Annotated in this window: 22 protein-coding genes; 6 read left to right on the forward strand and 16 right to left on the reverse strand. The window is 53.9% G+C overall.

The window, feature by feature from the left end:
• Positions 1 to 18: 18 nt before the first annotated feature.
• The 9 genes from mutS to NST69_RS16730 all read right to left on the reverse strand — a co-directional run bounded on the left by mutS (position 19) and on the right by NST69_RS16730 (position 13,046).
• Complete coding sequence (gene mutS, locus NST69_RS16690; RefSeq protein WP_342546337.1) at positions 19 to 2,877, reverse strand: DNA mismatch repair protein MutS; 2,859 nt, start codon at positions 2,875 to 2,877, stop codon at positions 19 to 21.
• Between the two features lie 1,303 nt (positions 2,878 to 4,180).
• On the reverse strand, positions 4,181 to 5,119 hold the full coding sequence (locus NST69_RS16695) for a hypothetical protein (protein ID WP_342546339.1): 939 nt from the start codon (positions 5,117 to 5,119) through the stop codon (positions 4,181 to 4,183).
• 1,357 nt (positions 5,120 to 6,476) lie between these two features.
• Positions 6,477 to 7,034 (reverse strand): outer spore coat protein CotE, encoded by a 558-nt coding sequence (locus NST69_RS16700; protein WP_036724604.1) that lies wholly within the window; start codon positions 7,032 to 7,034, stop codon positions 6,477 to 6,479.
• Between the two features lie 260 nt (positions 7,035 to 7,294).
• On the reverse strand, positions 7,295 to 8,314 hold the full coding sequence (locus tag NST69_RS16705; RefSeq protein ID WP_036699042.1) for an HD-GYP domain-containing protein: 1,020 nt from the start codon (positions 8,312 to 8,314) through the stop codon (positions 7,295 to 7,297).
• A gap of 136 nt (positions 8,315 to 8,450) precedes the next feature.
• On the reverse strand, positions 8,451 to 9,440 hold the full coding sequence (locus NST69_RS16710; RefSeq protein ID WP_036724602.1) for an aromatic acid exporter family protein: 990 nt from the start codon (positions 9,438 to 9,440) through the stop codon (positions 8,451 to 8,453).
• 95 nt (positions 9,441 to 9,535) lie between these two features.
• The gene (locus NST69_RS16715) at positions 9,536 to 10,372 is read right to left on the reverse strand and encodes an ABC transporter permease (RefSeq protein WP_340952304.1); all 837 of its coding nucleotides are present in this window, start codon (positions 10,370 to 10,372) and stop codon (positions 9,536 to 9,538) included.
• On the reverse strand, positions 10,369 to 11,148 hold the full coding sequence (locus tag NST69_RS16720) for an ABC transporter ATP-binding protein (protein ID WP_036724598.1): 780 nt from the start codon (positions 11,146 to 11,148) through the stop codon (positions 10,369 to 10,371). Before NST69_RS16720 ends, NST69_RS16715 begins: the two co-directional genes overlap by 4 nt.
• A 14-nt stretch (positions 11,149 to 11,162) precedes the next feature.
• The gene (locus tag NST69_RS16725; RefSeq protein ID WP_340952300.1) at positions 11,163 to 12,173 is read right to left on the reverse strand and encodes an ABC transporter substrate-binding protein; all 1,011 of its coding nucleotides are present in this window, start codon (positions 12,171 to 12,173) and stop codon (positions 11,163 to 11,165) included.
• A 228-nt stretch (positions 12,174 to 12,401) separates the two neighbouring features.
• Positions 12,402 to 13,046, reverse strand: a complete 645-nt coding sequence (locus NST69_RS16730) for a hypothetical protein (RefSeq protein WP_036724594.1) — start codon at positions 13,044 to 13,046, stop codon at positions 12,402 to 12,404.
• Between the two features lie 183 nt (positions 13,047 to 13,229).
• Here NST69_RS16730 and NST69_RS16735 point away from each other — a divergent pair, with 183 nt between their 5' ends.
• A complete protein-coding gene (locus tag NST69_RS16735) occupies positions 13,230 to 13,469 on the forward strand; it encodes a hypothetical protein (protein ID WP_036699054.1) in 240 nt (79 codons plus the stop codon).
• A gap of 127 nt (positions 13,470 to 13,596) precedes the next feature.
• Here the strand turns inward: NST69_RS16735 and NST69_RS16740 are convergent, their stop codons facing one another.
• Positions 13,597 to 13,734 (reverse strand): hypothetical protein, encoded by a 138-nt coding sequence (locus NST69_RS16740; RefSeq protein WP_179090468.1) that lies wholly within the window; start codon positions 13,732 to 13,734, stop codon positions 13,597 to 13,599.
• Between the two features lie 329 nt (positions 13,735 to 14,063).
• On the opposite strand from NST69_RS16740, the gene NST69_RS16745 reads away from it, so the two are divergent.
• Positions 14,064 to 14,690, forward strand: coding sequence for an FMN-dependent NADH-azoreductase (locus NST69_RS16745; protein ID WP_342546343.1), 627 nt, complete (start codon positions 14,064 to 14,066; stop codon positions 14,688 to 14,690).
• A gap of 566 nt (positions 14,691 to 15,256) precedes the next feature.
• On the opposite strand, the gene rsgA is transcribed toward NST69_RS16745, so the two are convergent.
• The 4 genes from rsgA to NST69_RS16765 form a co-directional block, all read right to left on the reverse strand.
• Complete coding sequence (rsgA, locus tag NST69_RS16750; RefSeq protein ID WP_245368559.1) at positions 15,257 to 16,360, reverse strand: ribosome small subunit-dependent GTPase A; 1,104 nt, start codon at positions 16,358 to 16,360, stop codon at positions 15,257 to 15,259.
• Between the two features lie 526 nt (positions 16,361 to 16,886).
• Positions 16,887 to 17,558 (reverse strand): HAD family hydrolase, encoded by a 672-nt coding sequence (locus NST69_RS16755; RefSeq protein ID WP_342546347.1) that lies wholly within the window; start codon positions 17,556 to 17,558, stop codon positions 16,887 to 16,889.
• A 156-nt stretch (positions 17,559 to 17,714) separates the two neighbouring features.
• Complete coding sequence (locus NST69_RS16760) at positions 17,715 to 18,182, reverse strand: DUF3939 domain-containing protein (protein WP_036724592.1); 468 nt, start codon at positions 18,180 to 18,182, stop codon at positions 17,715 to 17,717.
• Positions 18,183 to 18,301: 119 nt separating this feature from the next.
• Positions 18,302 to 18,898: a metalloregulator ArsR/SmtB family transcription factor gene (locus NST69_RS16765; RefSeq protein WP_342546351.1), complete on the reverse strand. Its 597-nt coding sequence runs from the start codon at positions 18,896 to 18,898 to the stop codon at positions 18,302 to 18,304.
• Between the two features lie 199 nt (positions 18,899 to 19,097).
• Between NST69_RS16765 and NST69_RS16770 the strand changes: the two genes are divergently transcribed.
• Together NST69_RS16770 and NST69_RS16775 are read left to right on the forward strand one after the other, a co-directional pair.
• Positions 19,098 to 20,084: a YpdA family putative bacillithiol disulfide reductase gene (locus NST69_RS16770; RefSeq protein WP_339310029.1), complete on the forward strand. Its 987-nt coding sequence runs from the start codon at positions 19,098 to 19,100 to the stop codon at positions 20,082 to 20,084.
• 21 nt (positions 20,085 to 20,105) lie between these two features.
• Positions 20,106 to 20,549, forward strand: a complete 444-nt coding sequence (locus NST69_RS16775; protein WP_036724588.1) for a DUF441 domain-containing protein — start codon at positions 20,106 to 20,108, stop codon at positions 20,547 to 20,549.
• Between the two features lie 105 nt (positions 20,550 to 20,654).
• Here the strand turns inward: NST69_RS16775 and NST69_RS16780 are convergent, their stop codons facing one another.
• Complete coding sequence (locus NST69_RS16780) at positions 20,655 to 22,403, reverse strand: ABC transporter ATP-binding protein (RefSeq protein WP_342546354.1); 1,749 nt, start codon at positions 22,401 to 22,403, stop codon at positions 20,655 to 20,657.
• A gap of 119 nt (positions 22,404 to 22,522) precedes the next feature.
• On the opposite strand from NST69_RS16780, the gene NST69_RS16785 reads away from it, so the two are divergent.
• The gene (locus NST69_RS16785; protein ID WP_036724586.1) at positions 22,523 to 23,038 is read left to right on the forward strand and encodes a hypothetical protein; all 516 of its coding nucleotides are present in this window, start codon (positions 22,523 to 22,525) and stop codon (positions 23,036 to 23,038) included.
• 226 nt (positions 23,039 to 23,264) lie between these two features.
• Here the strand turns inward: NST69_RS16785 and NST69_RS16790 are convergent, their stop codons facing one another.
• On the reverse strand, positions 23,265 to 23,567 hold the full coding sequence (locus NST69_RS16790) for a hypothetical protein (protein WP_342546357.1): 303 nt from the start codon (positions 23,565 to 23,567) through the stop codon (positions 23,265 to 23,267).
• 519 nt (positions 23,568 to 24,086) lie between these two features.
• Here NST69_RS16790 and NST69_RS16795 point away from each other — a divergent pair.
• The gene (locus NST69_RS16795; RefSeq protein WP_342546358.1) at positions 24,087 to 25,835 is read left to right on the forward strand and encodes an ABC transporter transmembrane domain-containing protein; all 1,749 of its coding nucleotides are present in this window, start codon (positions 24,087 to 24,089) and stop codon (positions 25,833 to 25,835) included.
• Positions 25,836 to 25,839 lie beyond the last annotated feature (4 nt).

Below are 25,839 nucleotides of genomic sequence, written 5' to 3' on the forward strand. Positions count from 1 at the left end.
GGTCCTTATTCCACTGAACTACAGCTCCCTTGCCTTCAGCTTCAGCTCATTCAGCAGGCCCATCGCCTGCAGCGGGGTCATGTTCATCAGATCCGCGCCTTGCACGGCGTTGATTAACTCTTTGAGCAACGGATTGTCTTTGACAGCAGGCATCACTGCTGCTCCCTTGCGGTTCTTGCGCGGCTCTTCCTCGCCAAAAATAGACAGCTGCACCACTTCATTGTCCTCTTCCTCTATAGAAGAAGCAAGGGATACGGCAGCCTCCCGCTGTCCGGCAGCCATAGAAGCTGCTGCTTCGGAATACGGGTCCGGATGTGCTGGAGCTTGTGTGGTACGTTCAGACGAATAGGACTGGCTGCCTGCGGCAGCTCCTTCTCCGGCATCCGGCGTCTGCGTTGTGGTAGCCTGATTCTCCTGTATAACCGTTCCGCTCCCGCTCCGGTCACTGTAACCCGTGCCGTAATTCAGCGCTGCGGCGCCTGGCGGAGAAGCCTGCTCAATGCTCTGGAGCAGCCCGTAGGCCCGGTCAATAATCCCTTCGGGCAATCCGGCCAGCCTTGCACAATAGATCCCGTAGCTGCTGTCCGCAGCTCCCGGCACCAGCTTGCGGAGGAAGTTCACCTTGTCGCCGCTCTCCTGGACCGCCATCGAATAATTCCGCAGACCGCTAAGGCTCTGCTCCAAATGGGCCAGTTCATGGAAATGTGTGGATACCAGTGCCTTGCAGGCAATGGTATCATGCACATATTCGATCACCGCCTGGGCAATCGCCATCCCCTCACTGGTTGAGGTCCCCCGGCCCAGCTCATCGATGATGATCAGGCTGCGGGCGGTTGCTTTCTCGGTCATGACCTGAATGTCGGCCATTTCGACCATGAACGTGCTCTGGCCGCCAATCAGATCGTCCGCTGCACCGATTCGCGTGAAGATGCGGTCGATCAGTGCTACCTCGGCGCTGGCCGCCGGCACGAAGCAGCCGATCTGGGCCATGATGCAGATGAGCGCCACCTGGCGCATATACGTGCTTTTGCCGGCCATGTTCGGCCCTGTAATCAGCAGGATATTGCCATCGTCCTTGCTGAGTGTGCTGCCGTTGGCAATAAACGCCGAATCCTTCAGCACCGCCTCTACGACCGGATGGCGTCCGCCTTCAACCCGCAGATCGTAGCTGTCAGACAGCTTCGGCTTCACGAACCGGTGCTCCGCGCTGACGGCTGCGAGGCACTGATACACATCAATCTCCGCCACCTTCTCGGCCAGCGCCTGCAGGCGCGGAACCTGGCTGCTGATCCGCTCGCGCAGCTCGGTGAACAGACTATATTCCAGATCTGTCATCTTATCCTGGGCTTCCAGGATCAGGGCTTCCTTCTCCTTCAGCTCAGGAGTGACATAACGCTCGGCATTGGCCAGTGTCTGCTTGCGCTCATAACGGCCTTCCGGCAGCGAGGACAGATTGGAGCGGGTAATTTCTATATAGTAACCGAAAATTTTGTTATAGCCGATCTTGAGGGATTTGATCCCTGTCACCTGGCGTTCCTTCGCTTCAAGCTCGGCAATCCAGCGCTTGCCGCTGCTGCTGGCTTCCCGCAGCTCGTCCAGACGCTCATGGTAGCCCGCGCGGATGATTCCGCCGTCACGCACGGACACCGGTGCATCCTCCACAATCGCCCGCTCGATATCCTCACGAAGCTCCGCGCATTCATCCATAGACGCGCCGATCTCCCTTAAGGTAGAGGAGCCGGAGGTCAGGCACATCTCCTTCAGCGCAGGAATCTGGGCCAGGGACAGTCTGAGTGCGTTCATATCGCGCCCGTTCGCACTGCCGAAGGCAATACGCCCGACCAGCCGCTCCAGATCGTAGATCTCCTTCAGCGCCCCGCGCAGGTCCTCGCGGACGATGAATTGGTTATACAGATAGTCGACGGCTTCCAGACGGCGCTCAATCGGCGCGCGCTGCAAGAGCGGCTTATCAATCCGGCGGCGCAGCAGGCGTCCGCCCATCGAGGTCTCGGTGCGGTCCAGGAGCCAGAGCAGCGAGCCTTTTTTGGAGCGTTCCCTCACAGTCTCGGTCAGCTCCAGATTCCGCCGGGTGAACGGATCGAGAATCATATAATTCCCCGGCTCGTAAGGCGAGATCTGGGTAAGCTGTCCCAGTGAACGCCGCTGGGTCTCGCTGAAATAGGAGATCAGCAGCGCCAGCACACGGCCGCGCTCCTTCTCCAGCCGGACCCAGGCCGCTTCGCCGAACTGCCGGCGGGCCAGCGCTTCCTCCTGCTTGTCCCACGGCGTATAGACCACAGGCTTGGCCAGCAGGGAAGCTTCACTGCGCAGCTCCTCCAGCAGGGCTGAATCCCCGATAATCTCCGCAGGCTCGTAGATGCCAATCTCATCGCGCAGCCACTCAGTGCTTGAGAGAACCGATGTGACATACAGCTCACCTGTCGTCAAATCGCAGGCGGCCAGCGCCATCATCCCGTCCTCCTCTGTTACGCAGACGAGGTAGTTGTTGCTTTTGTCCGAAATAATCTTGCCGTCCATCACCGTACCCGGTGTTACGACCCGGACGATATCACGGCGGACCATCCCTTTAGTCACCGCAGGATCATCCAGCTGCTCGCAGATCGCGACCTTGTAGCCCTTCTCGATCAGTCGCTGTATGTACCCCTCGGCGGCATGATACGGCACTCCGCACATTGGAATTTTCTCGCCCACTCCGCCGTCGCGGCCTGTTAATGTAATCTCAAGCTCTTTGGATGCCAAGAGGGCATCCTCGAAGAACATTTCATAGAAATCGCCCAGACGAAAGAAAAGGAAAGCGTCTTTAGCCCCCTCCTTAACTTTGAGATACTGCTGAATCATCGGCGTATAATTTGCCATCGTCTACCTCCATACCTACTTCATACTGTTCTCTATTATAGCAGAAACTCCGCTCCCCGGGTTACCCCCGGCACGCCCGCAGCGTGTGCTAAAAGTTGGTCGGGGTGTTCTGGGGGATGGGGACGGGTTGGCGCGTGGGGGATTAGGGGTTAGTGAGAAGGAGTGTCAAGTGTGCGTGTGGGAGATGTATGGGTCTGGGGTGGGAGGAATGTGGAGATGTTGGGGCGGGTGTAAGGGCGGGTTGAGGCGGGATGCTGGGGCGGGCGAAGATGTGGGTGAGGATGTGAGGGCGGACGTGAGTAGCTTGTTAGGTGTAGATGAGAGTGTAATGTGTATGTTTACGAATGCTGGTCAAAAAATCAGTATGGGATGTGGGTGAGCCTGTAAGTGCAGCTGAGAATATTTGGTCAGAGTGCGGGCCATATGTGACGGGAATACAGGTGAGAATGCTTGGTCCAGATGCGTATACGCGAGTGCGAGTGTGAAGTGGCAAATGCGGATGCAGGTGTGAGTGCGAAATATGGTGACGGAGGCTCAGGCAGGCATAGTCAAGTATGGTGAAGAGTGTTCCCGGCAGTTTTTTTATTCTATTGTAGTTTGTGCATTAGATGGCCCTGTGATTAGCTGAAAAATAGGATCTGTTGCACTTTGTACAGTAGAAATCCTTAAAAGGAGAGTTTTCGGACCAAATCCTGGAAATCTAATGTACGAACTACATCAGAATGAATCTCAGCACTGGGAAACGGCGATTCTGCTGTAGTAAATGCAATCACTTTGATATTCACTTCGTTAATTACTTCACCAGACCCATGTAGTTGCGATAGCGTGATTAGAATAGTAAGTTGTATTGGGCGTTAAGCTTAATTGTAATTCATACAACTAAATCGTCCGATATTCCACCGATTATCCGTTTAGTTGTAGTTTGTACATTTAAAAATCCATCTGAACCCGGGTTCTCGCGATTCGGGCAAATTTAGTTGTACAGACTACACTTAGAAGGGAAAAAGGCTCTTTAGAAGTGTGTATAGTTGTACAGAGTACACCTATCGCAATGCACCTGTCCCTGAATGTTCGCTCCAAACGAAGTTTCATGGATGGGCGCACGTTTGAAGGGGATGATTGGTTGACTAACTTAAGTATTCAGAGTAATTTAGAGAACTTGGAGTAATTTAGAGTAGTTGAGCGGAGTATATGAGTACGATTGTTTGTTTAAAAATATAGCCGCCATAGTTAGAGCTTCCCACACCTAGCGGTGCAGAAAAGCTGTAACTGGCGGCTATCGGGATTTGACGGGCGGCGGGCCCTATTGATATGCATCCGCCCGCCCGGAAGGCAGCGCCCCGGAGTCCGGCGGGGCGCTCCGTACCCAGGAGCCGCGGATATCCCGCGACTCATCCCAGCTCTGCTGCTCCGCTATGGCGCGCAGCAGCGGATCAATCCACCGGGCGGCGGCTGCGTAGCCGCCCAGTGCGCGCAGCTGCGCCTCCAGGGGAGGCCAGGCTGTGCGCAGAGGAGATTTGCCGCCGCTGTAGAAGGCGGCATGCAGGTCTTCCCGGTCGAGCGGGCGCAGCGGCAGGTCTTCATAATGGCTCACGATCAGGTGAGCCAGACAGACCGCGCCTTTGGCGATGACCGGGGAGACCAGGAAGCTCGGCAGGGTCCGGTACTCGAAGCCGCCATGCGGCTGAGGGCGGAAATCGCCGAGTACGCCATAGCGGGGACGCCGGGCCGCAGCCCGGATGTCCTCCAGCAGGAACAAGGGCAGCGCCAGATAGTTATCTAGCGCGCGCAGGAGCGGCGCACACAGCGTGACGCCGCTGAAGTGCAGGTGGCCGCCGAGGGCCCAGCCCCGCAGCGGCATACCTCCCGCCCGCCAGCAGAGCGAGCGGTCGGCAATGAGCCGGTCCGCCTCGCGTGCGGCGGACATCAGCTGCGCCAGCAGCGCGCGCGGTTCTCCGCGCGGCGCGGGGCGCAGCTCCGCCACCGGGAACACGCCGCGCGTTCCCGGGGGTCCGGCGTCGCAGCCCGCGACGCCGTCCATGGGCAGGTACCGCGACGCCGGCACGACGCGGCCAGAGGATTCCCGGAGCAGCAGGAACTCCGGGTCCATGCCCATGAGCAGCCCCGGCCGGCCCAGCTGCTCACTGTCAAGCATCCGCGCAAGCGCTGCGGATGCTGACCGGTAAGGCTCAGGCAGCGCTCCTGCGGGATCAGGCAGCACCGGAGTGATGCCTGTCACCATGTACCGCCGCCCGCCCATGGCCCGCAGCTCCACCTCGCCGCTGTCCAGTCCCAGACTATACAACGCCCGCACCGCAGTGGTCCGCAGAACCCCTGCAGCCCCCCGCAACTCCCTTCCTCCACCACCTAAACTTCCAAACTCATCCCCACCACTCCGATACTCACCCTGCCCCCCATCTCCTCCCCCACTATTCCCATACTCTTCTTGCCCCCCAGCTACTCCCCGACCTCTCCCATACTCCTCTTGCCCTCCACTCTTCCACCACCATGTCCATACTCCTCTTGCCCCCCAACTCCTCCCCCACTATTCCCATACTCTTCTTGCCCCCCAGCTACTCCCCCACCATTCCCATACTCCTCTTGCCTTCCAACTCCTACCCTCCCACTCCCATTCTCCTCTTGCACTCCAACTCCAACCCCACTACTCCCATACTCCTCTTGCCCTCCAACTCCTACTCCCTCACTCCCATTCCCGCCTTGCCCTCCAACTCCTACTCCCTCACTCCCATTCCCGCCTTGCCCTCCAACTCCTACCCCACCACTCTCATACTCCTCTTGCCCCCCAACTCTTCCCCCACCACTCCCATCCCCAGCCAACCATCCAGCCCCAAGCCCCCCGCCCATAGCCGCCCCCGCTCCAAGCGGCTGGCAGTCCAGCACGGCCAGATTGAAGATGAGCACGCGGTAATGCTGTCTGTAGCTTGCGGGGTCTTGTCCATGCGAGTGGTTTTGGGTGTCTCTTGTATCTTGCCGCCGCGACCCTCTAGCGATAGAACCGGAGTCGGCCTCAATCCCGCAGCGCCGGAGCCTGCGTTCGATCTGTTCCGGCGCCAGCTGCCGGAATACGTTCAACCCTTCATTCATGTCTAATGCCTCCGCCCATACGAAAATTCCTCAGGGCCGTATCCCCTCGCGTACAGTCCTGAATCAGACGATACCCTTTGAGCATAAGCCGCTGAGGAAACCTGACCCCCAAATCATCTTAGCAAAATAGCACAAACCGCCCCTTATTGAGACGCTATCATCCTGTGTGAAAACTAAGGTTAAAATAAAAAAAACATATTAGACCCGCATAAAAATTGAACTCAAAGCTTGCTCTCTGCTGCGGTGTATACTTGAACATTCGAACGCTGCCCTGTTTAATATTCCTGATTAATGACGCTTCTCCAGCTCCAGCATCCCCCTCCGCTTCATTTCGCCTTGAAGGGTACTCAACAGCATGAAGCCTACATCCTTACCATTCAAAAAATATTTTTATATTTTAAAAAAAAGAGGGCATTCGCCCTCTACGCCGCTGCCCTCTCATCATATAATGGATCATAACCCACACAGTACTTCAGGCAGCGGCGCACACCTTCCTACAACTCATCATCCAGGGCGTCAGGGTCCAAATCATCGTAATCATAATTCTCGCCTTCAAAATCATAATCCTTGTCTTCCAGATCATCGGCCTGATCACTGACAAACACGCGGAGCTTGGTCTCAGCCACCAGTTCCGCATCGAACTCGCGTTCCACCCGCAGTGTCACACTGCCTCCGCCCGGCGATACCCCGGCTTCCACACAATTGGGTTCCTGCGTTGCCTCCGCAGAGACCTGTGCCGTGGAAGCACGGTGTCTCGGGTCGAGGTACGACAATGGAATAAGCTCCACATAGGAGACCGTTTCCTTGGCAACCTCGGTCTGCTTGTTTTTGTCGTACGAATACCAGATGTTCACATCATAGGTACCGATTACTTCGATTCCGTTCCCGGCGGCAACCGCTTCGTACTGGTGGTTAATGATCCAAGCCCCCAGAATACTAGTCGGATGATGTGGCGGAGTCACGGTATGGGTTGCTGTAGAGAACTTACGACCTTTGCCGCAAATTGCCTTCGTAATGATCTCCCTTGTTTGACGTTTATGGCTTAATGACATCTTTGAACCTCCTCCATACAATCATTCACTATCAAGTGTATGCACGTTCTGGGCATTTGTTGATTGTTAGAGTAGAAATAAATTTGGGTAAGCCCTCAGATGCCGTAACTGAAGCCCTTTGCTTCATTTTATTGCCGGATTTAGTCCATTATGAGTCTCCTGAAGCGAAAAAAAACAAAAGTAGCGGCTCCCCCAAACCGGGAAAACCGCTACTTTTTGTTGTGCCAGCATTTTAAGCCGGGAAGGGCAGAGGCCCCCTGCTAGGAAAGTACACGTACGATGCCAAGCTGCCGGTGGCGGCTGAGATCGATGAAGTCCTCACCGATGTTCACCAGCGGACGCAGCGGGTCGTGGGCCAGAATCATAATGATTTTGCCGATCTGCCCGTCCGTCAGGAGCACCTCATTGCCGATCATCGACTGCATTAGCTTATTAATGAACACACTGCAGATATACGGGTCCAGCTTGCCGTAGACGTTCTCGTCCATCTGCTTAAGCACCTCATACAGCGGTGCGGCTGTTCGATAGAACCGGTCTGAAGTCATCGCGTGGAAAATATCCGCCACCGCCACGATTTTGCTGAAATCCGTAATCCGGTGGCCCAGCACGCCGAAGGGGTAGCCGCTTCCGTCCATACGTTCATGGTGCTGCAGCGCCACAAGCGCCTGCATATGATTGGTGCCCACCGTATCGCGGATCATCTCATAGCCATAGGTGGTGTGCTTTTTCATCAGGGCATATTCATCCTCACTCAGCGGACCCGGCTTAGTAAGGATCTCGGCCGGGATCATAATTTTGCCGATATCATGAAGCGTCGCAGCAATCGTCAGCATGCTCAGCTCGTCCGGCTTCAGCTTCAGCCATTTGCCAAGCAGCGTAGAGATGATGCCCACCGCCACATTATGCCTGTATGTATAGTCATCCTTAGTCTGCAGCGCAGACAATATTCCAAAGAAATCATTCTTCTCGCTCACCTGCTGGATGAACGGGATCACTTCATTCCTGAGCTCAATCATCGGCAGACGCTTCGTCTTCGTATAGCGCAGCTGCTCAAAAATACTCTCCATCGCCGCCGTACAATCATCCACAGCCAGCTGATAGAATGCAGCGCTGTCGACCTGGACCACATCCTGCGGCTCCAGAACGATCTTGTGCTGCGTAATCAGGCGGATATGCTCTCCGGTGAGCAGGGTCAATGCCGGCAAGACAAATACACCGCTATGATTAAAAAGGTTCGCTACCAGCTGTTTGCCGATATATTGATCATTGCTGTTATTCATATTCCTCACCTGCCAGACCAAGATTCTTGGGTTTTGGACATCACTTAAGAGACAAGCTCACTTTGGGTGCTTATGTTTCTTATCGTTATTTTACACCGGAATGTGAATACCTGACACCTAAATTACATGGATTTGCTTACGCTTTGCCCTTCGCAGGCTGCTTATCCTTCGCCGGACGCAGCTCCACCGGGCTCTTATAGCGCTTGGCAATCTTAAGATACAGCGCAAGCTCGCGGCATAATTGCAGAATCGCTGAGCGGATCTCGAATTCCTCACGCGAATCCGGCAGCTCCATCTCCTGGAACTCCTGCTGCAGCTCCTCAAGCAGCCGCTCGGTCCGGCCGGTATATTCCTCAGCCAGCACATCACCGCTAAGCTGGTCGAACAGCTCGGCCACCATATCTCCATGCGGCAGCTGCCGGTACACCTGCGAGAGCAGCTGCATCATATTCTGGATGGACTCCAGCTGCTCCTTGCGCATATAGAAGTACACATTCCAGGCTTCATCCGGGTGGATCACATGATTCTCCATTTCCCTGGATGCCGCGCTCAGCCCCTTCTCCACAGCTTCCCCTGCCCCGATCAGCTCTTTCCCGTCCCAGATATAACCGGGATCACGGAGCGTTCTGGCCATTTGCCGGAAGATGACCGAGAAGTAGCCGTCCACCTCTTTGCGGATGCCCGCAATGATCCCGCCGGTCTGCGGCATATAGATGAAGTTCACAAGTCCGGCCGAGCCGAGGCCGATAATCAGCAGCTCCACCTGCTGCAGCAGGATATGAACCGTGATATCAGCTTGTCCAAACACGCGGAACACAATTACCGAGCTGGTGACGATCCCTTCCTTGAATCCGGCTTTGACAATCAGCGGGAAGCCGAACAATACATACAGTCCTAGTACCCAATAATGAAAGCCCAGGGCCCAGAACAGGATACAGCCCAAAAAGAGTCCCACCAATGAGGCGAAAAAGCGCGCCGAAATCGTGCGTAGACTCCTTTTACGGGTCGTTTCCACCCCGAGAATGGCCAGCAGTCCCGCGCTTTGCGCATTAGGGATACCAGCGGCGGCTGCCAGCAGAATAGACAGCAAAGTTGCAGCCGCCGTTTTAATAATACGAAATCCCATGTGAATATCTCTCCTACACCGTTAAGCTTCATCATTTAAATAAAGATATAGTCATGGTACAAGATTTTGCCAAGAGACACAATATGACATGGTTCTTACCGTCTCGACAGCAGCAGCTTCTCCACATACACCACCAGCTGGTACATAGCCGTAGCCACAGCCGCAATAATGAGCAGACTCGACATGACCAGGGTGAAGTTGAACACCTGAAAGCCGTAGATGATCAGATACCCCAGCCCCGATTTCGCAACCAGAAATTCACCGACAATAACCCCGACCCAGGACATGCCGACATTCACCTTAAGGGTGGAGACCACCGCCGGGAATGAAGCCGGAAGAATGACTTTGCAGAACTCCTGGCTTTTGGAGGCACCGAAGGAGCGGACCACCTTGACCAGATTCGGGTCCACGCTGCAAAAACTGTTGTACACTACCAGAGTCGTGATAATCACGGTAATCGATAAGGTGGTAATGACAATGGCGGTGAAGCCTGCCCCGAACATGACAATGAAGATCGGGCCCAGCGCCACCTTCGGCATACTGTTGAATACGACCATATAAGGGTCCAGCACGGCGGACAGAAAAGGTGACCACCAGATGACGACAGCCAGCATCGTCCCGATTAGGGTACCCAGAATGAAGCCCACTGCGGTCTCGCCCACGGTCATTCCCAAATGCGGCCACAGACTCCCGCTGACCATGTCGTCCCAGATCTGCCCGAACACCTTCGTCGGATAGCTGAACAACAGCTCATCGATCCAGCCCATTCTGGCCCCGGCTTCCCAGAGCACGAAGAACACCAGCAGCAGGCTGCTCCGGACCATAAGCACCTGACTCTTGCGGCGCAGCTTCTTCTTCCTGTAATCCGCATGCTTCTGTTCCAGCCACTGCGCACGGGAGGCCGTCTCACGGGGCTGCGCTTCTGTATTCACATTTCTTCCCTCCCTGCCAGCTCCATTTCCTTCCATACCTCGTGAAAAAGCTCCGCGAAGCCCGGCAGGTCCCGCGCATACAGCGGCGGGGTGCGGCGAATCGCTTCCGGAATCTCAAAAATCCTGCGGATTCTGCCCGGATTCGGCTGGAGCAGAATGACCCGGCTGCTGACCGCAATCGCTTCAGACAGGTCATGCGTAACCAGAATCGCCGTGGTTCCCCGGCGCATTAGCGTCTCCGAGACCAGATCCTCCAGCTGCAGCTTAATCTGGTAGTCCAGCGCCGAGAATGGCTCATCAAGCAGCAGCAGGCCGGGGTCGGTAGCCAGTGTCCGCACCAGAGCGACACGCTGGCGCATCCCTCCCGAGAGCTGTGCCGGATAAGCCTGCTCCTTGCCCTCCAGCCCCATATCGGCCAGCAGCTGCAGCGATTTGGCACGCGAGCTTCCGGTGAGCCTTCCGGTCAGCTCCAGCCCGAGCAGCGCGTTATCCTCAATCGTCCTCCAGGGGAAGAGATAGTCCTGCTGGAGCATATAGCCGACCTCCGGCGAAGGTCCCGCGGTCTTACGTCCGCTGAGCAGCACCTCACCGCGTGAAGGCTGCAGCAGCCCGGCGATGATCGACAGAATCGTCGTTTTGCCGCAGCCGCTCGGTCCGACCAGGCTGACGAACTCGCCTTGGCTGACGCTGAGATTCAGATCCTCTATAGCAAGCGAAGCCTCGCGGTCTCCCAGGTAGGCGTGCGTGACTTCCTTCAACTCGACTACTGGAAGCATAGTGGTCGGCCTCCTCACTCCTTAATGGTGCTCTCTGCCCGCTCTGCAAAGCTGTTATTAACAATCTTAGCGGCTGGAATCCGTTCCTTCAGCTCACCGGCATGGTCAATGACATCCAGCAGATTATTCCATTCCTTCTCATCGATCACCGGATTCACCGCATAGGTATCCTGTTCCTTATAACGGCTGATGGCAGAGACCACAATGCCCCGGTCAATCTTGTCAAAATACGGCATTACCGCGTCAGCAATCTCCTCAGGACTATGAGCCTTCACCCACAACTGGGCACGCTGGACCGCATTGGTAAATTTCTGCACCGTGTCCTGATTCTTAGAAATGTAACTCTGCTTGGACATGAATACGGTATACGGCAGATACCCGCTCTCTACCCCGAAGGAAGCGACCACCTGGCCCCGGCCCTCACTCTCGAAGATCGATGCCTGAGGCTCGAACAGCTGCACATAATCTCCAGTCCCGGAAGCAAATGCACCGGCAATATTGGCAAAATCAATGTTCTGGATCAGCGTCAGATCCTTCCCCGCATCAATCCCCTTGTTCAGCAGTGTGAATGCGCCCGCCATCTGCGGCATGCCCCCTTGCCTTTGCCCAAGGAAGGTCGACCCCTTCACTTTGTCCCATGTAAAATGGCTGTCCGGTGTACGCGCAAACAAGAAGGTTCCATCCCGCTGCGTGAGCTGCGCAAAATTAATTACAGGATCATCCGCCCCCTGCTGGTACACGTAAATAGAGGTCTCCGAACCGACCAGCGCCACATCGATTGCCCCTGAGAGCAGGGCCGTCATGGTTTTATCTCCGCCAGGTATCGTCTGCAGCTCCACATCCAGCCCTTCATCCTTGAAAAAGCCCTGCGATAAGGCCACATATTCAGGCGCATAGAACACGGAACGGGTAACTTCGCCGATTTTCACCTTGACATCACCGGTTTTACTGCCGCAGCCTGCAAGAACAGAGCCAAGCACAAGTATCAACAAGAACGGCAATGACAGTCTTTTGAACCCTTTCATCCTCTCCACTCCTTTCCTCCCGGGTCTTTCGCCCTTGCTCTATGCATATGCGGGAGTCTATGGAAAGGTTAAAGTACAATATATGAAGCGCTTACATTATATTCGGTTCGTCAACCCCGCCCACTCTATGAATGATCGCAGCGCCGTATTCACGCTGTACCGGACCAGCGAGCCAGACCCGTCTGAATTGGGCGGTGCTTCCGCCGGGGTTATTTTGCAAGAACAATCTTAATAGAGCAGCCATTCCCCAAAAGCATGACACAGCTCCGCCCGGGTCAGCGGGAACGCAATGATATAACCGTCATCCTGCTCACTGCTGCTGCGCAGAACCCATCCGCCCGAAGAAGCTTCAATGTAAGAAATCTGCTGCAGGGTCCAGCCTTCCCCATTCTTCGCACATAACCGCAGTTCACCGGAAGCTGTCCGGTTCTTAAGCACTTTAGCCAATTCAGCGGAGCTGTCAGGATCACCTGTCTCCGCTTCCAGTGAAGCCGCCAGCACACACAACGTCCATGTTCCGGCCTTCTCATGAATCTCCTCATAACTCCGTCTGGACAGGAATACCGCAGGAGCGGACGGTTTCCGGGACTGCGCACGCTCGAAGCAATTGAACAGGTAATAGCAGGCGCGCTTCATCTCTGCCGGCTCTTTCAGCTCGCATCTGAAATCTTCCTCTTCCGTTAACCCTGTCAGGAGGATCTTATCCTTATGTACTTGCAGGCATACGTCCTGCGCATATTCACGCTCATTAAATTTCATTCTGCAGATCCGCTTGGAGCCGGAGGCTGTGCGCAGGAGCTCTGCCACCACTCTACGCCGGGTCTCACCCGGGAACAGATACTGTGCCAGACAGATACAATCTTGCTTATTCACATTCTTTATCCCTTCCTCTGTAGCATACATGTAAGTATTAATGTAAATGAGTGGCTTTCAAAAAAACTGCAAAACTATAAAACTTGCAATCTTTATGTTATCATAAGCTAATTTTAAGGTAAAATTAAGAAACACAGGGTAAGATCAATACCATGAAATACTTTTAGCGAGGTGGTTTTCAAAATGAGAATGCTCATCACTTTTCAAAACAAGCTTGTCCCTGTATATTTCACAACAGAAAACAAACAGCCGACCCAAAAAGTACTTCGACTGCTCAACAGTACGCTTGAACTCAAAATTCAAAAAGGCAAAAACGCCCTGCAGACCTGTTTGAATTCCCTGATCAGTATCGAAATTAAAGGCTCAGAAGCTATATTGCACAGTTACAGTGAAAATGATTCATTGGCCTTATCCCTCTATTAAACAGAGGGATATTTTTTTGCCGGTATACATATAAAGTTAAACAACTTAAAAAAGCACATGCCCGCAAGTGAGGGATGCGCTTAGTCTATGGGTTACAGGGGCTTAGCAGTCAACATTATACCATCAGTCAGCCAATCCGGAGGTTCCGGTTCTCCTCTTTCTCCGCCTTTTTAATTCGCAATTTGAACAACTTCACCAGGTTACGCCGGGTATGCTCTTCGTGACAGCTGTCCAGCTTCTTCAGGATGAAACGGTCGATGGACATGTCAATCGCTCCTTTAAATGGGGGCTTAGTCCCGTGATCTGGAGAGGGAATCATTTCCTCTTCTCCTTATATCACCTATATAACCGGGCCGCTGATTCCTTAAACTTGTCCCTGGCTGCGCCTCCACCGCTTGCGAAATTAGTCATACTACATATGGGCCTTTGAGTGGCAAATTAAGAATCCGTTATAGAAGATATGGTACCTTTGACGAAGGACAGTAGCTTCTATAGGCAGAATAAAAATTTTATCCGACGGATATTTACAAACTAAAAATTAAATGCTATATTATCGATAGTTAATATTAAATAGATATCTAAGGAGAAATCATAATGTCGAATGTACTGTTTATCAAAGCTAATAACCGCCCTGCCGAGCAATCCGTAAGTGTTCAGCTCTACAACGAATTCCTGTCCAGCTATAAGGAGACTCATCCGCTGGACCAGATTACTGAACTCGACCTGTTCGCTGAACAGCTTCCTTACTACGATAACACACTCATCACTGGCGTATACAAAGCCGCTCAAGGCTTTGAAGCCACTCCTGAAGAAGCAGCAGGCGCTGCACTTGTGAAGAAATATCTGGACCAGTTCCTGGCCGCTGACAAAGTAGTCTTTGCCTTCCCGCTCTGGAACATGACCGTTCCGGCTGTACTGCACACTTATATCGACTACCTGAACCAGGCTGGAACTACCTTCAAGTATACTGCTGAAGGTCCTGTAGGACTGTTGACTGGCAAAAAAGCAGCTGTTCTGAACGCCAGAGGCGGCGTGTACTCCGAAGGCCCGGCAGCAAGTGCTGAAATGGCCGTTAACTTCATCATGGGCAACCTGAACTTCTGGGGCTTCAAGGAAACTACACAGGTAATCATCGAAGGACACAACCAGAACCCGGACAAATCCGCTGACATTATCGCTTCCGGTCTGCAACTGGCTAAAACAGCAGCCGCATCGTTCTAATCTGCTAATACTTTAACCAGCATACGTAAAACGGGCTGTCCCAAACTTGGGACAGCTCTTTATTTCGGAGTGGGATCAACTTGAGCACTAAAAAAAACCAAAAACGGAAAGCAGCGATTCCCCCATAATGGGAGAATCGCTGCTTTTTTTAACGTTTGAAGCTTTTAGAAAATCGAGAACTTGGCTCCACAGTAGAACATCTAAATTGTGGGACAGGGCCAGATGCCACTGCTATAACAGTTGCTGAAGCAGGTGGATTTTCTCCACTTGCTATTGAACAAGTTGCCTTAAGCTAGATAGCAGTTGGAAAAAAAGCACTTAATCTGCTTCAACTCTTCCCAATCGAGGTATAGCGGGGTAACAAGTGACGTTTATCCACCTAATTTCCCAAAATGCTCTTAAGTCATCAAATTAAGCTACGTTTTTCCAACTACTCTCCGGGATGGCGTAGCTCCTACTTACACAATGCCTCAGCACCCAGTAAGCTTATTCCGTTATGCAATATTTCATACCTATTCCCCTGCTCGCTTCAATGCATCTACAACGCTCTGGGATTTCAGCGCCGCTCAATATTCGTCCAGCACCCGCTGCCAGCTGTTGCCCTTGGCACGGGGAGGGGTGCTTTTGGCAGAGGCGGCGGCTGTCTTGCGCTTCTGTCTCGCTTCCTTGCTGTTCTGGAATTGCAGCTCCTTTTGCGTCTTGTGGTAATTCTGCAGCCGCTTCCCGTCCAGCACACCGCTGGCGGCAGCCTCAAGCACGGCGCAGCCTTCCTCCCGTGTATGAGTACAGTCGCTGAAACGGCATTCCGCCGCAAGCGTACTGATCTCACCGAACGCCAGGTCCAGTCCGCCGTCATCCTCCCACAATTGCAGCTCGCGCATTCCCGGCGTATCGACGATGATTCCGCCATCTGGGAGGACGAACAGCTCGCGGTGTGTGGTCGTATGACGTCCGCGGCTGTCCCCTTCCCGCACATCCTGGGTGAGCTGCAGATTCCGGCCGCTGAGCCAGTTGACCATCGTCGATTTGCCGCAGCCGGACGAACCGGTCAGAGCTACCGTCTGGCCGCTGCCGATGTAGGGCTGGAGCTCCTCCCGACCGTCGCCCAGTAAGGCGCTGACCACATGGACCGGGACACCGGGAGCCGCCTGCTGCATTTCGGCCATTTTCAGCTCCGCATCGGTGCACAGATCTGCCTTGGTCAATAGAATGACCGGATTCGCCCCGCTGTTCCAGGCCATAATCAGATAACGCTCCATCCGCCGTACATTGAAATCATCATTCAGTGCACTGACCAGGAATAAGGTATCCACGTTGGAAGCCACAATTTGCTCCTCCTGAGTCGGGCCAGCCACCTTGCGCGAGATGACGCTGTGACGGGGAAGCACACCATGGATCACCGCATGCGCTCCGCCATCCTGCATCGCCAGGACCACCCAGTCCCCTACCGCCGGATACTCGCCGGACCCGCTCAGCGAATGCCGGAACTTGCCTGACAGCTCACCCCATATTTCACCTGCTGCAGTAATCACCCTGTATTTACTGCCGAAATCTCCGGCAATCCGGCCCGCTGCATACTCCCTGTCGTCCAGCAGCCGCAGCTTATCTGTCCATTTTCTGTTCCATTCTTCATTCCAGCCGTACTGTTCTAGCTTGATATCGATATTCATGCATTTCCTCCTGAATGGGTTATTATCGTTCTCATACCTCCGCTTATCACATCATCCATGTATCTCCGGGCAGCATTGGCTCCACATGCGCACACAAAAAACCGCCGGAACCCAAAGGTTCCGGCGGCAGAGGCAGACTCGGCCGCGGTCCGGCTTTTGCTGTTGTACAGCAAAAACCGTCCGCTGCGGGCAGAGTCATTCCAGGATAGTGAGTCTGCTCCTCTGCGCGAGAAGAAGAGCAGAATCCACTATCCGGGCGTGATGCAGCAGACCTGCACACGCAAAAAAGCCGCCGGAACCGATACGGTTCCCGGCGGCTCTAGAAGGCATCATAGAGCTTACCTGCGAAGCTGGGTATCAATTATTACTCCACAGCCGCATTTCCCGGAAGACACGTATCCACAACAGTAGCAACCAATCCTGAACCGCTAGTATAAACTGCCATTTGACATCGTCTCCTTCCGAAATAATATGCTGTAATAATATACGGCCCGTATACCGTTTGTCAACAGTGGGCCTAACTTGCTTAAATAATATCCCGGAGCTCCTCCAGCTCCTGAATGACAGCGAGAGGCTTCACGTTCAGTGATTCATCCCAAGGGTGGTTGCGCTTCAGCCAGATCGTATCCATCCCGCTCTGCGCCGCCCCCCAGATATCATTCACCGGATGATCGCCGATGAATACAGTCTGTTCTGCCGTGGAACCCAGACGTTCCAGGGCTAACCGGTAGATCTCTGGATCAGGCTTGCTGATCCCGGCTTCACCCGAAATGACGATCGTGCGGAAGTAGCCGCGGAGTCCGAGCAGATCGATTTTGCCATATTGAATATCTGTGCCGCCGTTCGTGACCAGTCCCAACGGATATCCCCGGTCCCGGCAATACTCCAGTGTCTCCAGCGCATGCTTCATCATCGCCCCGTGACGGATATAGGTCTCGTCATAATAGGCCCGTATGTCCGCAGTGGTCAATGCCTTCTCCCAAGGAAGAACCTCGCTAAGCTCCGCGAAGAACCCATCCTTATCCCGGTATCCGTCAGCATCCCTGATAATCATATCCTCTACAACCTCCGCGGCCTGCTCTTCGCTAAGATGTCCCAGAAAATCCTGAACAAACTTCGTACTGAAGCTGCGGAAGGTCTGATCACGGTCCATCAGGGTGTTATCCAGATCAAACAGCAACGCTTGTACCTCTCTCATGTATACGCTCCCCTTCTGTCTTCCATTTCTGCAGTCAAAACACCAGATGCTTATTGTACTACGCTCCGGGGAGCAAAATAAAGACCATTCCGCCCGGAAGGATAACCTCTCCTTCGTCAGAATGGCCTGTATAGGGGAATCAGGTACGCAGAGCTTTCAGGATTCAAGATGTTCAAAATGCTCTGCCCGGTGCGTAAGCATCATTTCCTCGTCGGTAATGTAGAGCGGGAACGGCGGTGTCTCCTTCAGATAACGCTCGGTGGACAACAGCCGGTAATGAACCTCAGGGAGCCAGGCGTCTTCGAGCAGCGGCAGCTTGCCGGTGTCACTGATATAATTGTCTACCGCCGATTGAACCATGTCGAGGTAGTACGGCACCAGCTTGTCAGATTCTTCAAAAATCTCAAAGGTCTCGCTGGACATATAGAATTTCTGCTGCGGGACTCCGCCTAAATATCGTTTGAGCCGGTTCAGGTCAATACTCTTATCTTCCTGGATCAGAGCGGTACGGTTAATGGGAGCGGGCATATCTTCTTCAAATTGCCTTACAGCCTGCTTGATCTGCGGCAAGGTAACGGTCGGATGAACGGGTTGCAAGTTTTTCTTGGCACGTTTGAATATCATACTGAAGGTCTCCTTTCGAAGTTATGTCAGATAACGCTTACAATTCCATTTTATTCGTTATTTGAACATTTAATCAGCAGTTTCGCACTTGTCATAAAAAATCCCCATTTATTAGATCATTATTTGACATTTTCCCAGTGAGTCCATAACTCCGGCGGGTTAAGCTCGTACTTATCATTCTCCCGGTACATGAACTGGTGCATAATGAACTCGCGGCGGATTGTGGCATAATCATCGTGAAACGGCTTAATGAACTCGTTGATCTCTTTCTCCGAATAGACCACACCCGGCTTAAGCTTCTCAACCATATATTGCAGCGCGATTAATTTCTTCTTGTATTGTGCGGGAATCTGGCGCAGGCGACCGTCTTTGGCAAAAAAATTACGGAGCACCGACTCCTTCAGACTGTGTTCAGGCGACTCTTCCTCCATCTCCTCCACCCCCTTTGCAAAAATAAATTTCAGCGAGGCCTCAGAGCCTGCCTGGATAAACTCGGGATTCAGCTTGAAATATACAGTGTTCTTGTCTCTGCGCTCCAGGATCAGTGCCGCTTCACGCAGCTTGGCTGCATGATGGGTCACCGTAGGCTGTGACAGATTCAGCTTCTCGGCTAAGGCGTGACCGTGAACCTCGCCCCGGGACAGGAGCAGAAGAATGCGCAGCCGGGTGGGATCGGATAAAGCTTTGTGATAGGCGACAATTTTGTCTAACTGCAAGCGGGATCACGCTCCTACGGATATTCGTCAGGCAGTCTGGGGGAACTGCCATTTCATACTTTAGATATATATCTAATTATATACCCATCTTGACATCTGATCAATCCCCAATTTGCGGAATTCGCCGGCCATGGCAAAAAACAAAAATATAAGGTACCATTTACTGAATAGAATACTACCTTAGGAGGACATAGATATTATGCTAGACGTTATTATTATCGGCGCCGGTCCCTGCGGACTGTCTGCAGCCATCGAATGCCAGCGCCAAGGGCTCTCCAGCCTGATTGTGGAAAAGAACTTCATTGTCCATTCCATCTACCTGTATCCGACCAACATGCAGTTCTTCAGCACCACCCCGCTGCTTGAGATTGGAGATGTGCCCTTCACCTCTCCGAATGACAAGCCCTACCGCCATGAGGCGCTGGTCTACTACCGCCGTGCGGCCGCGCAGCATCAGCTTGAGATTGCCGCTTATGAAGAAGCGCTGTCCGTTCTGCCGCAGGAGGATGGCAGCTTCGTTGTACATACGGTCAACAAGCGCGGTGAGGAGCAGCAGCGCTGCGCTGCGAACGTAGTCATCTCTACCGGTTACTTCGACCAGCCTAATCTGATCGGGATTCCCGGGGAGGAGCTGCCGAAGGTCACGCATTATTTTGGCGAGGCACATCCCTATTCCGGCATGAAGGTGGCTGTAATCGGGGGCAGTAATTCAGCGGTGGATGCTGCGCTGGAGCTGCTGCGGGTAGGCGCCAAGGTGGATATGGTCTACAGGGGAAGCAGTATCTCGGACAATATCAAGCCCTGGGTGCGTCCGATCTTCGAGAGCATGGTGCAAAAGGGTAGCATTACGCTGCATCTGGAATCGCGCGTCACGGAGATCACCCCGGCCTCTGTCTTGGTAACCTCCTCTGTGAACGGGGAACCTACCGAGCTGGATAATGACTTCGTACTGGCGATGACCGGCTTCCGTCCCAGCAGAGCCCTGCTCACCTCTGCCGGGGTGCAGATGGATGACTCTATGGATAAACCAGCCTTTAACCCCGCTACCATGGAGAGTAATATACCGGGCATCTATGTCGCCGGGGTTATCGCTTCCGGACGGAATGCCAACGAGGTATTCATCGAGAGCGGGCGTGGGCACGGCAAGCTGATTGCCGATCATATTGTGAGTACAAGGCTTACTTAAGAGAAGGAGTGTATCCAAGCTATGGATATAACCTCGTTATTGCTGCTGGGTCTGGCAGCGCTCGGTGTCATCAGCAGTAACTCACCGATAACCATCGCCATGGTCGTGCTGCTGCTGATCCGTGTGCTGGGACTTCAGCAGGCTTTTCCCTGGCTGGAGAAATACGGGCTGACCGTCGGCATTATCATCCTGACCATCGGGGTCATGACGCCGCTGGCCAGCGGAAAGATCTCCCTCCAGACCGTCGGACAGTCGTTCCTGCACTGGAAATCCCTGGCCGCCATCGGAGTTGGCGTCCTGGTCGCTTATCTGGGCGGACGCGGAGCCATGCTCATGGGCAGCCAGCCGACCATCGTCGCCGGGCTTCTCATCGGAACCGTCCTTGGAGTGGCTCTGTTCAAAGGCGTTCCCGTGGGACCGCTGATTGCCGCCGGCATCCTGTCGCTGCTGATTGGCCGGATGTAAGCCGGTATCCACCGCAAGACCAAGGCAAGACGAAACAGGCTGCAAGCCCACCTATGCGGGTGGACTTGCAGCCTCTTTTATTGGACTAAGAATAGTATATCCGCGTTATGCATCCAGCCGCTGAACGTTGAATAGCCGGGCGTAGCTCCCCGCAAGTCCCATCAGCTCTTCATGGGTGCCGCGTTCGGTGATCTCCCCGTTCTCCAGCACGATAATCTGGTCGGCATGGGTAATCGTGGACAGCCTGTGGGCCACAATCAGCGTCGTCCGCTCAGATGCTAGGGACTGCAGCGCCTGCTGGATGAGATGCTCAGACTCCAGATCCAGCGCGGAGGTCGCTTCGTCCAGAATCAGCACCTTGGGGTCCTTCAGGAATACCCGTGCAATCGCCACGCGCTGCTTCTGTCCGCCGGACAGCTTCACACCCCGTTCCCCCACTTCGGTATCATAACCTTCCGGCAGTTGCATGATGAAGTCGTGGGCATTCGCAGACACCGCCGCCCTCATCACCTCCTCTTCCCCCGCTTCCGGGTTCCCGAACCGGATATTGTCGCGTACCGAGCCGCTGAACAGGAAATTATCCTGCAGCACCATGCCCACCGTCTGCCGCAGACTCTCCTGGGTCAGCCCGCGGATATCGTGGCCGTCCATGCGAAGGCTGCCTTCGCTGATATCGTAAAAGCGCGGGATCAGGCTAATCAGCGAGGATTTGCCGCCTCCGCTCATTCCGACAAAAGCCACCGTCTGGCCCGGAGCAATGCTCAGGTTAATGTCCCGCAGCACCCACTCGTGCTCGTCGCTATACTTGAACCACACGTTGCTGAATTCGATCTTTCCGGCTGCCTTCAGCAGCGGCTTCGCGCCTGGAGCATCGACAATATCATACGGCTCATTCAGCAGCTCCAGCACACGTTCAAGCGATGCCGAAGCCTGGGTCAGCACGGTCGAGGAGTTGATCAGGCGGCGCAGCGGCGCATACATCCGGTCCAGATAGCCGAAGAAGGCCACGAAGGTCCCGAGCGTCAGATTGCCCTGGATGACCTGGTATCCCCCGTATCCGATGACAAGCAGCGGAGCAATATCGGTCAGGGTGTTGATAATCGCGAAGGTGAAGGCATTCCAACGCGTCTGCGCCAGCGCTTTTTGCAGGAACTTGCTGTTGATCTCCTCGAATTGCCGCTGGTCCACCCGCTCCATCGTAAAGCTGCGGATGACCGCAATCCCCTGAATCCGTTCATGCAGATAGCCCTGAATGACGGCAAGTGCCTGAGACCGGTCTTTGGTCAGCACCTTGAGACGCTTGTACAGCGTATTGACGGCAATCCCATATAGCGGCAAAATGGCAATCGCCACCAGCGTCAGCACCGGATTCAGATAGAGCATGAAGCCCAGCGCGAAGAGCAGGGTGAACATATCCAGCCAGACATTCATCATTCCGACCTCAACCAGGTTCTTCGACTGCTCCACATCGTTAATGAACCGGGAGATGGCCTCGCCCACCTTCGTATTCTGGTAATAACGCAGCGACAGCCGTTGCAGATGCCCGTAGAGCTTATTGCGCATATCGAAGAGGACCTTGCTCGTAATCAGCTGGGCGAAATACTGGCGGTAATACTCCACCGGCCCGCGGACAATCACGAACAGAATCAGGCCCCCGCCGATTACCGTCATCAGCTTCGAGACCCGCTCCGCTATCGTCAATGCCGGATTACCCAGCAGCTCATCGACTACATATTTGAGAATCATCGGCAGCGTCAGCGGAATGCTGAATTTGACCATCCCGATGATCAGAGTGAGCACAATCCATTTCATATACGGCCGAACAAAGGTATAATAAGATTTCCAAGGTTTCACAGCGTGTCAGGTCCTTTCCAATTCATTCTTCATCAGGGTGCAGTTGACATTTGCGCGCTGCAGTGTTTTATTATTTTTAAACAGTTACGGTTGCAGTACCGAAATTCAGGAGGATAATGATGCCCAGACAATTTGTGACGGAAGCCGTCATGATGGCGATTTACGGCCAGCTTCTCATCCCGCGGAGCCCTGTAGAATATATAGTCCCTTATACCACAATTATGGAGCTTTACGAGCTGCGGGACAGCGATGAGCCGGTGATGAGCCAGGCGGATGATGACAAGCATGTCAGACTCAGAATCCGCGAGCTGATCAACTATTTCGAGGAGCCGCTCAATGCCAAGAAGATCAACCGCTGCCTGAATATCCCCTGGGCCAAAAGCTCCGGCATCCTCCTTGGCGGACACGCGCAGATTACCATCATCAACAGCATCGACAATGCCTCCTACGGCGAAGCGTTCGATCCGATTGAGACAGAGCTGCTGCTGGCGTCCCAGCGTGAGAAGGTGCCGATTCTGACCGACCAGTTCGAGCTGATCCAGCGCATCATCGAAGGCGGAGTTCCCGTCCAGGTATATGACATTGATGATTTCGAATTCGCCATGGAGGAAGAGACCTTCCGCAGCTCGCACTGATCGCGCCACCTGAGCGGCGGGCAGCTTCGTTGGCCTGGTGTGTACAAGTGGACACGGCCTGACCGTCCTTTTATAGGACGGTACCGTTTCAGCGAGAAATAGTAGGATAAGTTATGGTGTGAAACCTATAAATTCTTATATTTTGGAACAAGCCCCTGCCTGACGGCAAGGGCTTGTTCCGCATCCCCGGCAGTGCCGGGATCTGCCAATTGCTCCAGCTCTCCCCTTATGCTACCGGCACAGGCTCATACTTATATTCGATGTCATCCTCTGCTTGCGAATAGACAATCGACAGATTATACCCCTCCATATACCACAGATCCTGCTCTTCCATGTAGAAGGTCAAGCCGCCCTCCCCGAACTGCACAGCAGGACGTCCCGGCTGCTCGGTAGCAATGCCCAGCGAGAAGCCGGGATGCAGGCCTCCGCCTGAGCTGTACCGGGGGAACAAACGGATATATGCGCCCTCCTGGAGGCTCAGTTCTCTTTTGAACCAGGCGGCTGCTTCCGGACTAATTAATATGTTCATCTCTCCACTCCTCCCCTCTACCCCAATCATACCCAAAAAACTTCAATTCACCAAATCGAAGCGGTATTACGGCAAGGTGCCGTCTCCACCACAAAATTTAAATTTGACAATTCTTAAAGTGTGATGATAAACTCGGAACATAACGAAACGTCTTCAAGTAATTACCAAAATGAAGAAAGGGTGATCTCGGTGTTGAATATGGATATGGTATACCTCGCCACTATTGTAGAAAACTATACCCAACTGAATACCGAAGCAGCCCGAGCAGTGGAGAATTCCTGAGGTTCATGCGTATTACGCGTAACGTATGAGAACAGGCTTAACTTATCTCTCACATGTCTCTGTGCTGCTTATAGCACCGTGGACATGATAACCGCAATTAGAGGCGTATCATCCGTTTTCGGATGGTACGCTTTTTCGTGTGCTATGAGGTTATGATCCGCTGCGAAATGTCCGTAAATGTTCCGTTAAACAAGCTAACTTCGAAATTACTTCAAGCACGAAAGGAAGGGATTCACCTTGTTCTCCGTACTCCGAAATCTCGGCTGGTTCTTCCGCCGGGAAAAAAGGCGCTATACTATTGGCCTCATCCTTCTTATTGTGGTAGGTGTGTTAGAACTCCTGCCTCCACGCCTGCTGGGCAACGCCATTGACGAAATCGTCACCGGCGCCATCACTGCAGGTTCACTGATGAAATACATTGGCCTGATCGTACTTATGCTGCTGATCATTTACTGGATCACCTACATATGGATGCACAAGCTGTTCGGGGGATCTAATCTGGTGGAGCGCCTGCTGCGCTCGCGGTTCATGAATCATCTCATGACGATGACCCCCGCCTTCTTCGAGCGTAACCGCACCGGCGATCTGATGGCCCGCGCCACCAACGATATACGCGCCGTCTCCGCAACCGTAGGCTTCGGGATGCTCACTCTTGTCGACTCCACCGTATATCTCACGGTCGTCCTGTTCGCCATGGGGTTCCTGGTCAGCTGGAAGCTGACACTGGCCGCGGTCATCCCGCTTCCGATGATTGCGGTAGCCATGGTGTTCTACGGCAAAGCGATCCACGACCGCTACAGTCTGGCGCAGGATGCCTTTGGCGACATGAATGACCAGGTACTGGAATCCGTATCGGGTATTCGCGTCATCCGCGCTTACGTGCAGGAGCGGCACGATGAGAAGCGCTTCTCTGACATTACAGAGGATGTGTACCGCAAAAATATGGCGGTTGCCCGGGTCGATGCCTTCTTCGAGCCGACGATCCGCTTGTTCGTGGGTCTCAGCTATATCATCGCCCTGACCTACGGAATCTATCTCGTATTCCGCAATCAGATTACGCTGGGCGATCTGGTGTCGTTCAACATGTACCTCGGGATGATCGTGTGGCCGATGTTCGCGATCGGCGAGCTGATTAATATCATGCAGCGCGGCGGCGCTTCACTGGAGCGGATCGACGAGACGCTGAATGCCAAGCCTGATGTCAAGGATGTGGCTGATCCGGTTCCGGTTGACCAGCCGACCACCATCGAGCTGAAGAATGTGACCTTCCGGTATCCGACCTCTACCATCGATAATCTCAGCGGAGTCAGCTTATCCCTCTCCCAAGGCCAGACGCTTGGCGTGGTCGGACGGACCGGCAGCGGCAAATCGACGCTGCTGAAGCAGCTGCTGCATGAATACCCGGCGGGCACAGGCGAGATTCTGATCTCCGGTGTGCCGATCACCCAGATCGCCCTCGACCAGCTTCACAGCTGGATGGGCTATGTGCCGCAGGAGCAGATCCTCTTCTCCAAATCGGTGCGCGAGAATATCCAGTTCGGATACTCCGGGGCCAGCGATGAACGGATCATGCAGGCAATTACCGCCGCCGCCTTCCAGAATGACCTTGGTACCTTATCCGACGGGCTGGATACAATGGTTGGCGAACGCGGCGTCTCCCTCTCCGGGGGACAGAAGCAGCGTGTTTCCATATCGCGCGCCTTCATCTCGAATCCCGATATTTTGATTCTGGATGATGCCCTGTCTGCCGTTGACGCGCGGACAGAAGCGAAGATCATCGAGAACATCCGCGAGGAGCGCAGCGGCAAAACCACGCTCATCTCCACCCATCGCCTCTCGGCGATTGAGCATGCCGATCTGATCGTTGTCCTCGAAGACGGGCATATTACAGAACAAGGTACACACCAGGAGCTGCTGGAGCTGAACGGCTGGTACCGTGAGCAGTTCGACCGCCAGCAGGTCGAGAATAATCTGACGAATGAATAACCCC

It is taken from the genome of Paenibacillus sp. FSL P2-0089, from assembly GCF_038595095.1.
Taxonomy (GTDB): Bacteria; Bacillota; Bacilli; order Paenibacillales; family Paenibacillaceae; genus Paenibacillus_AQ; species Paenibacillus_AQ silagei.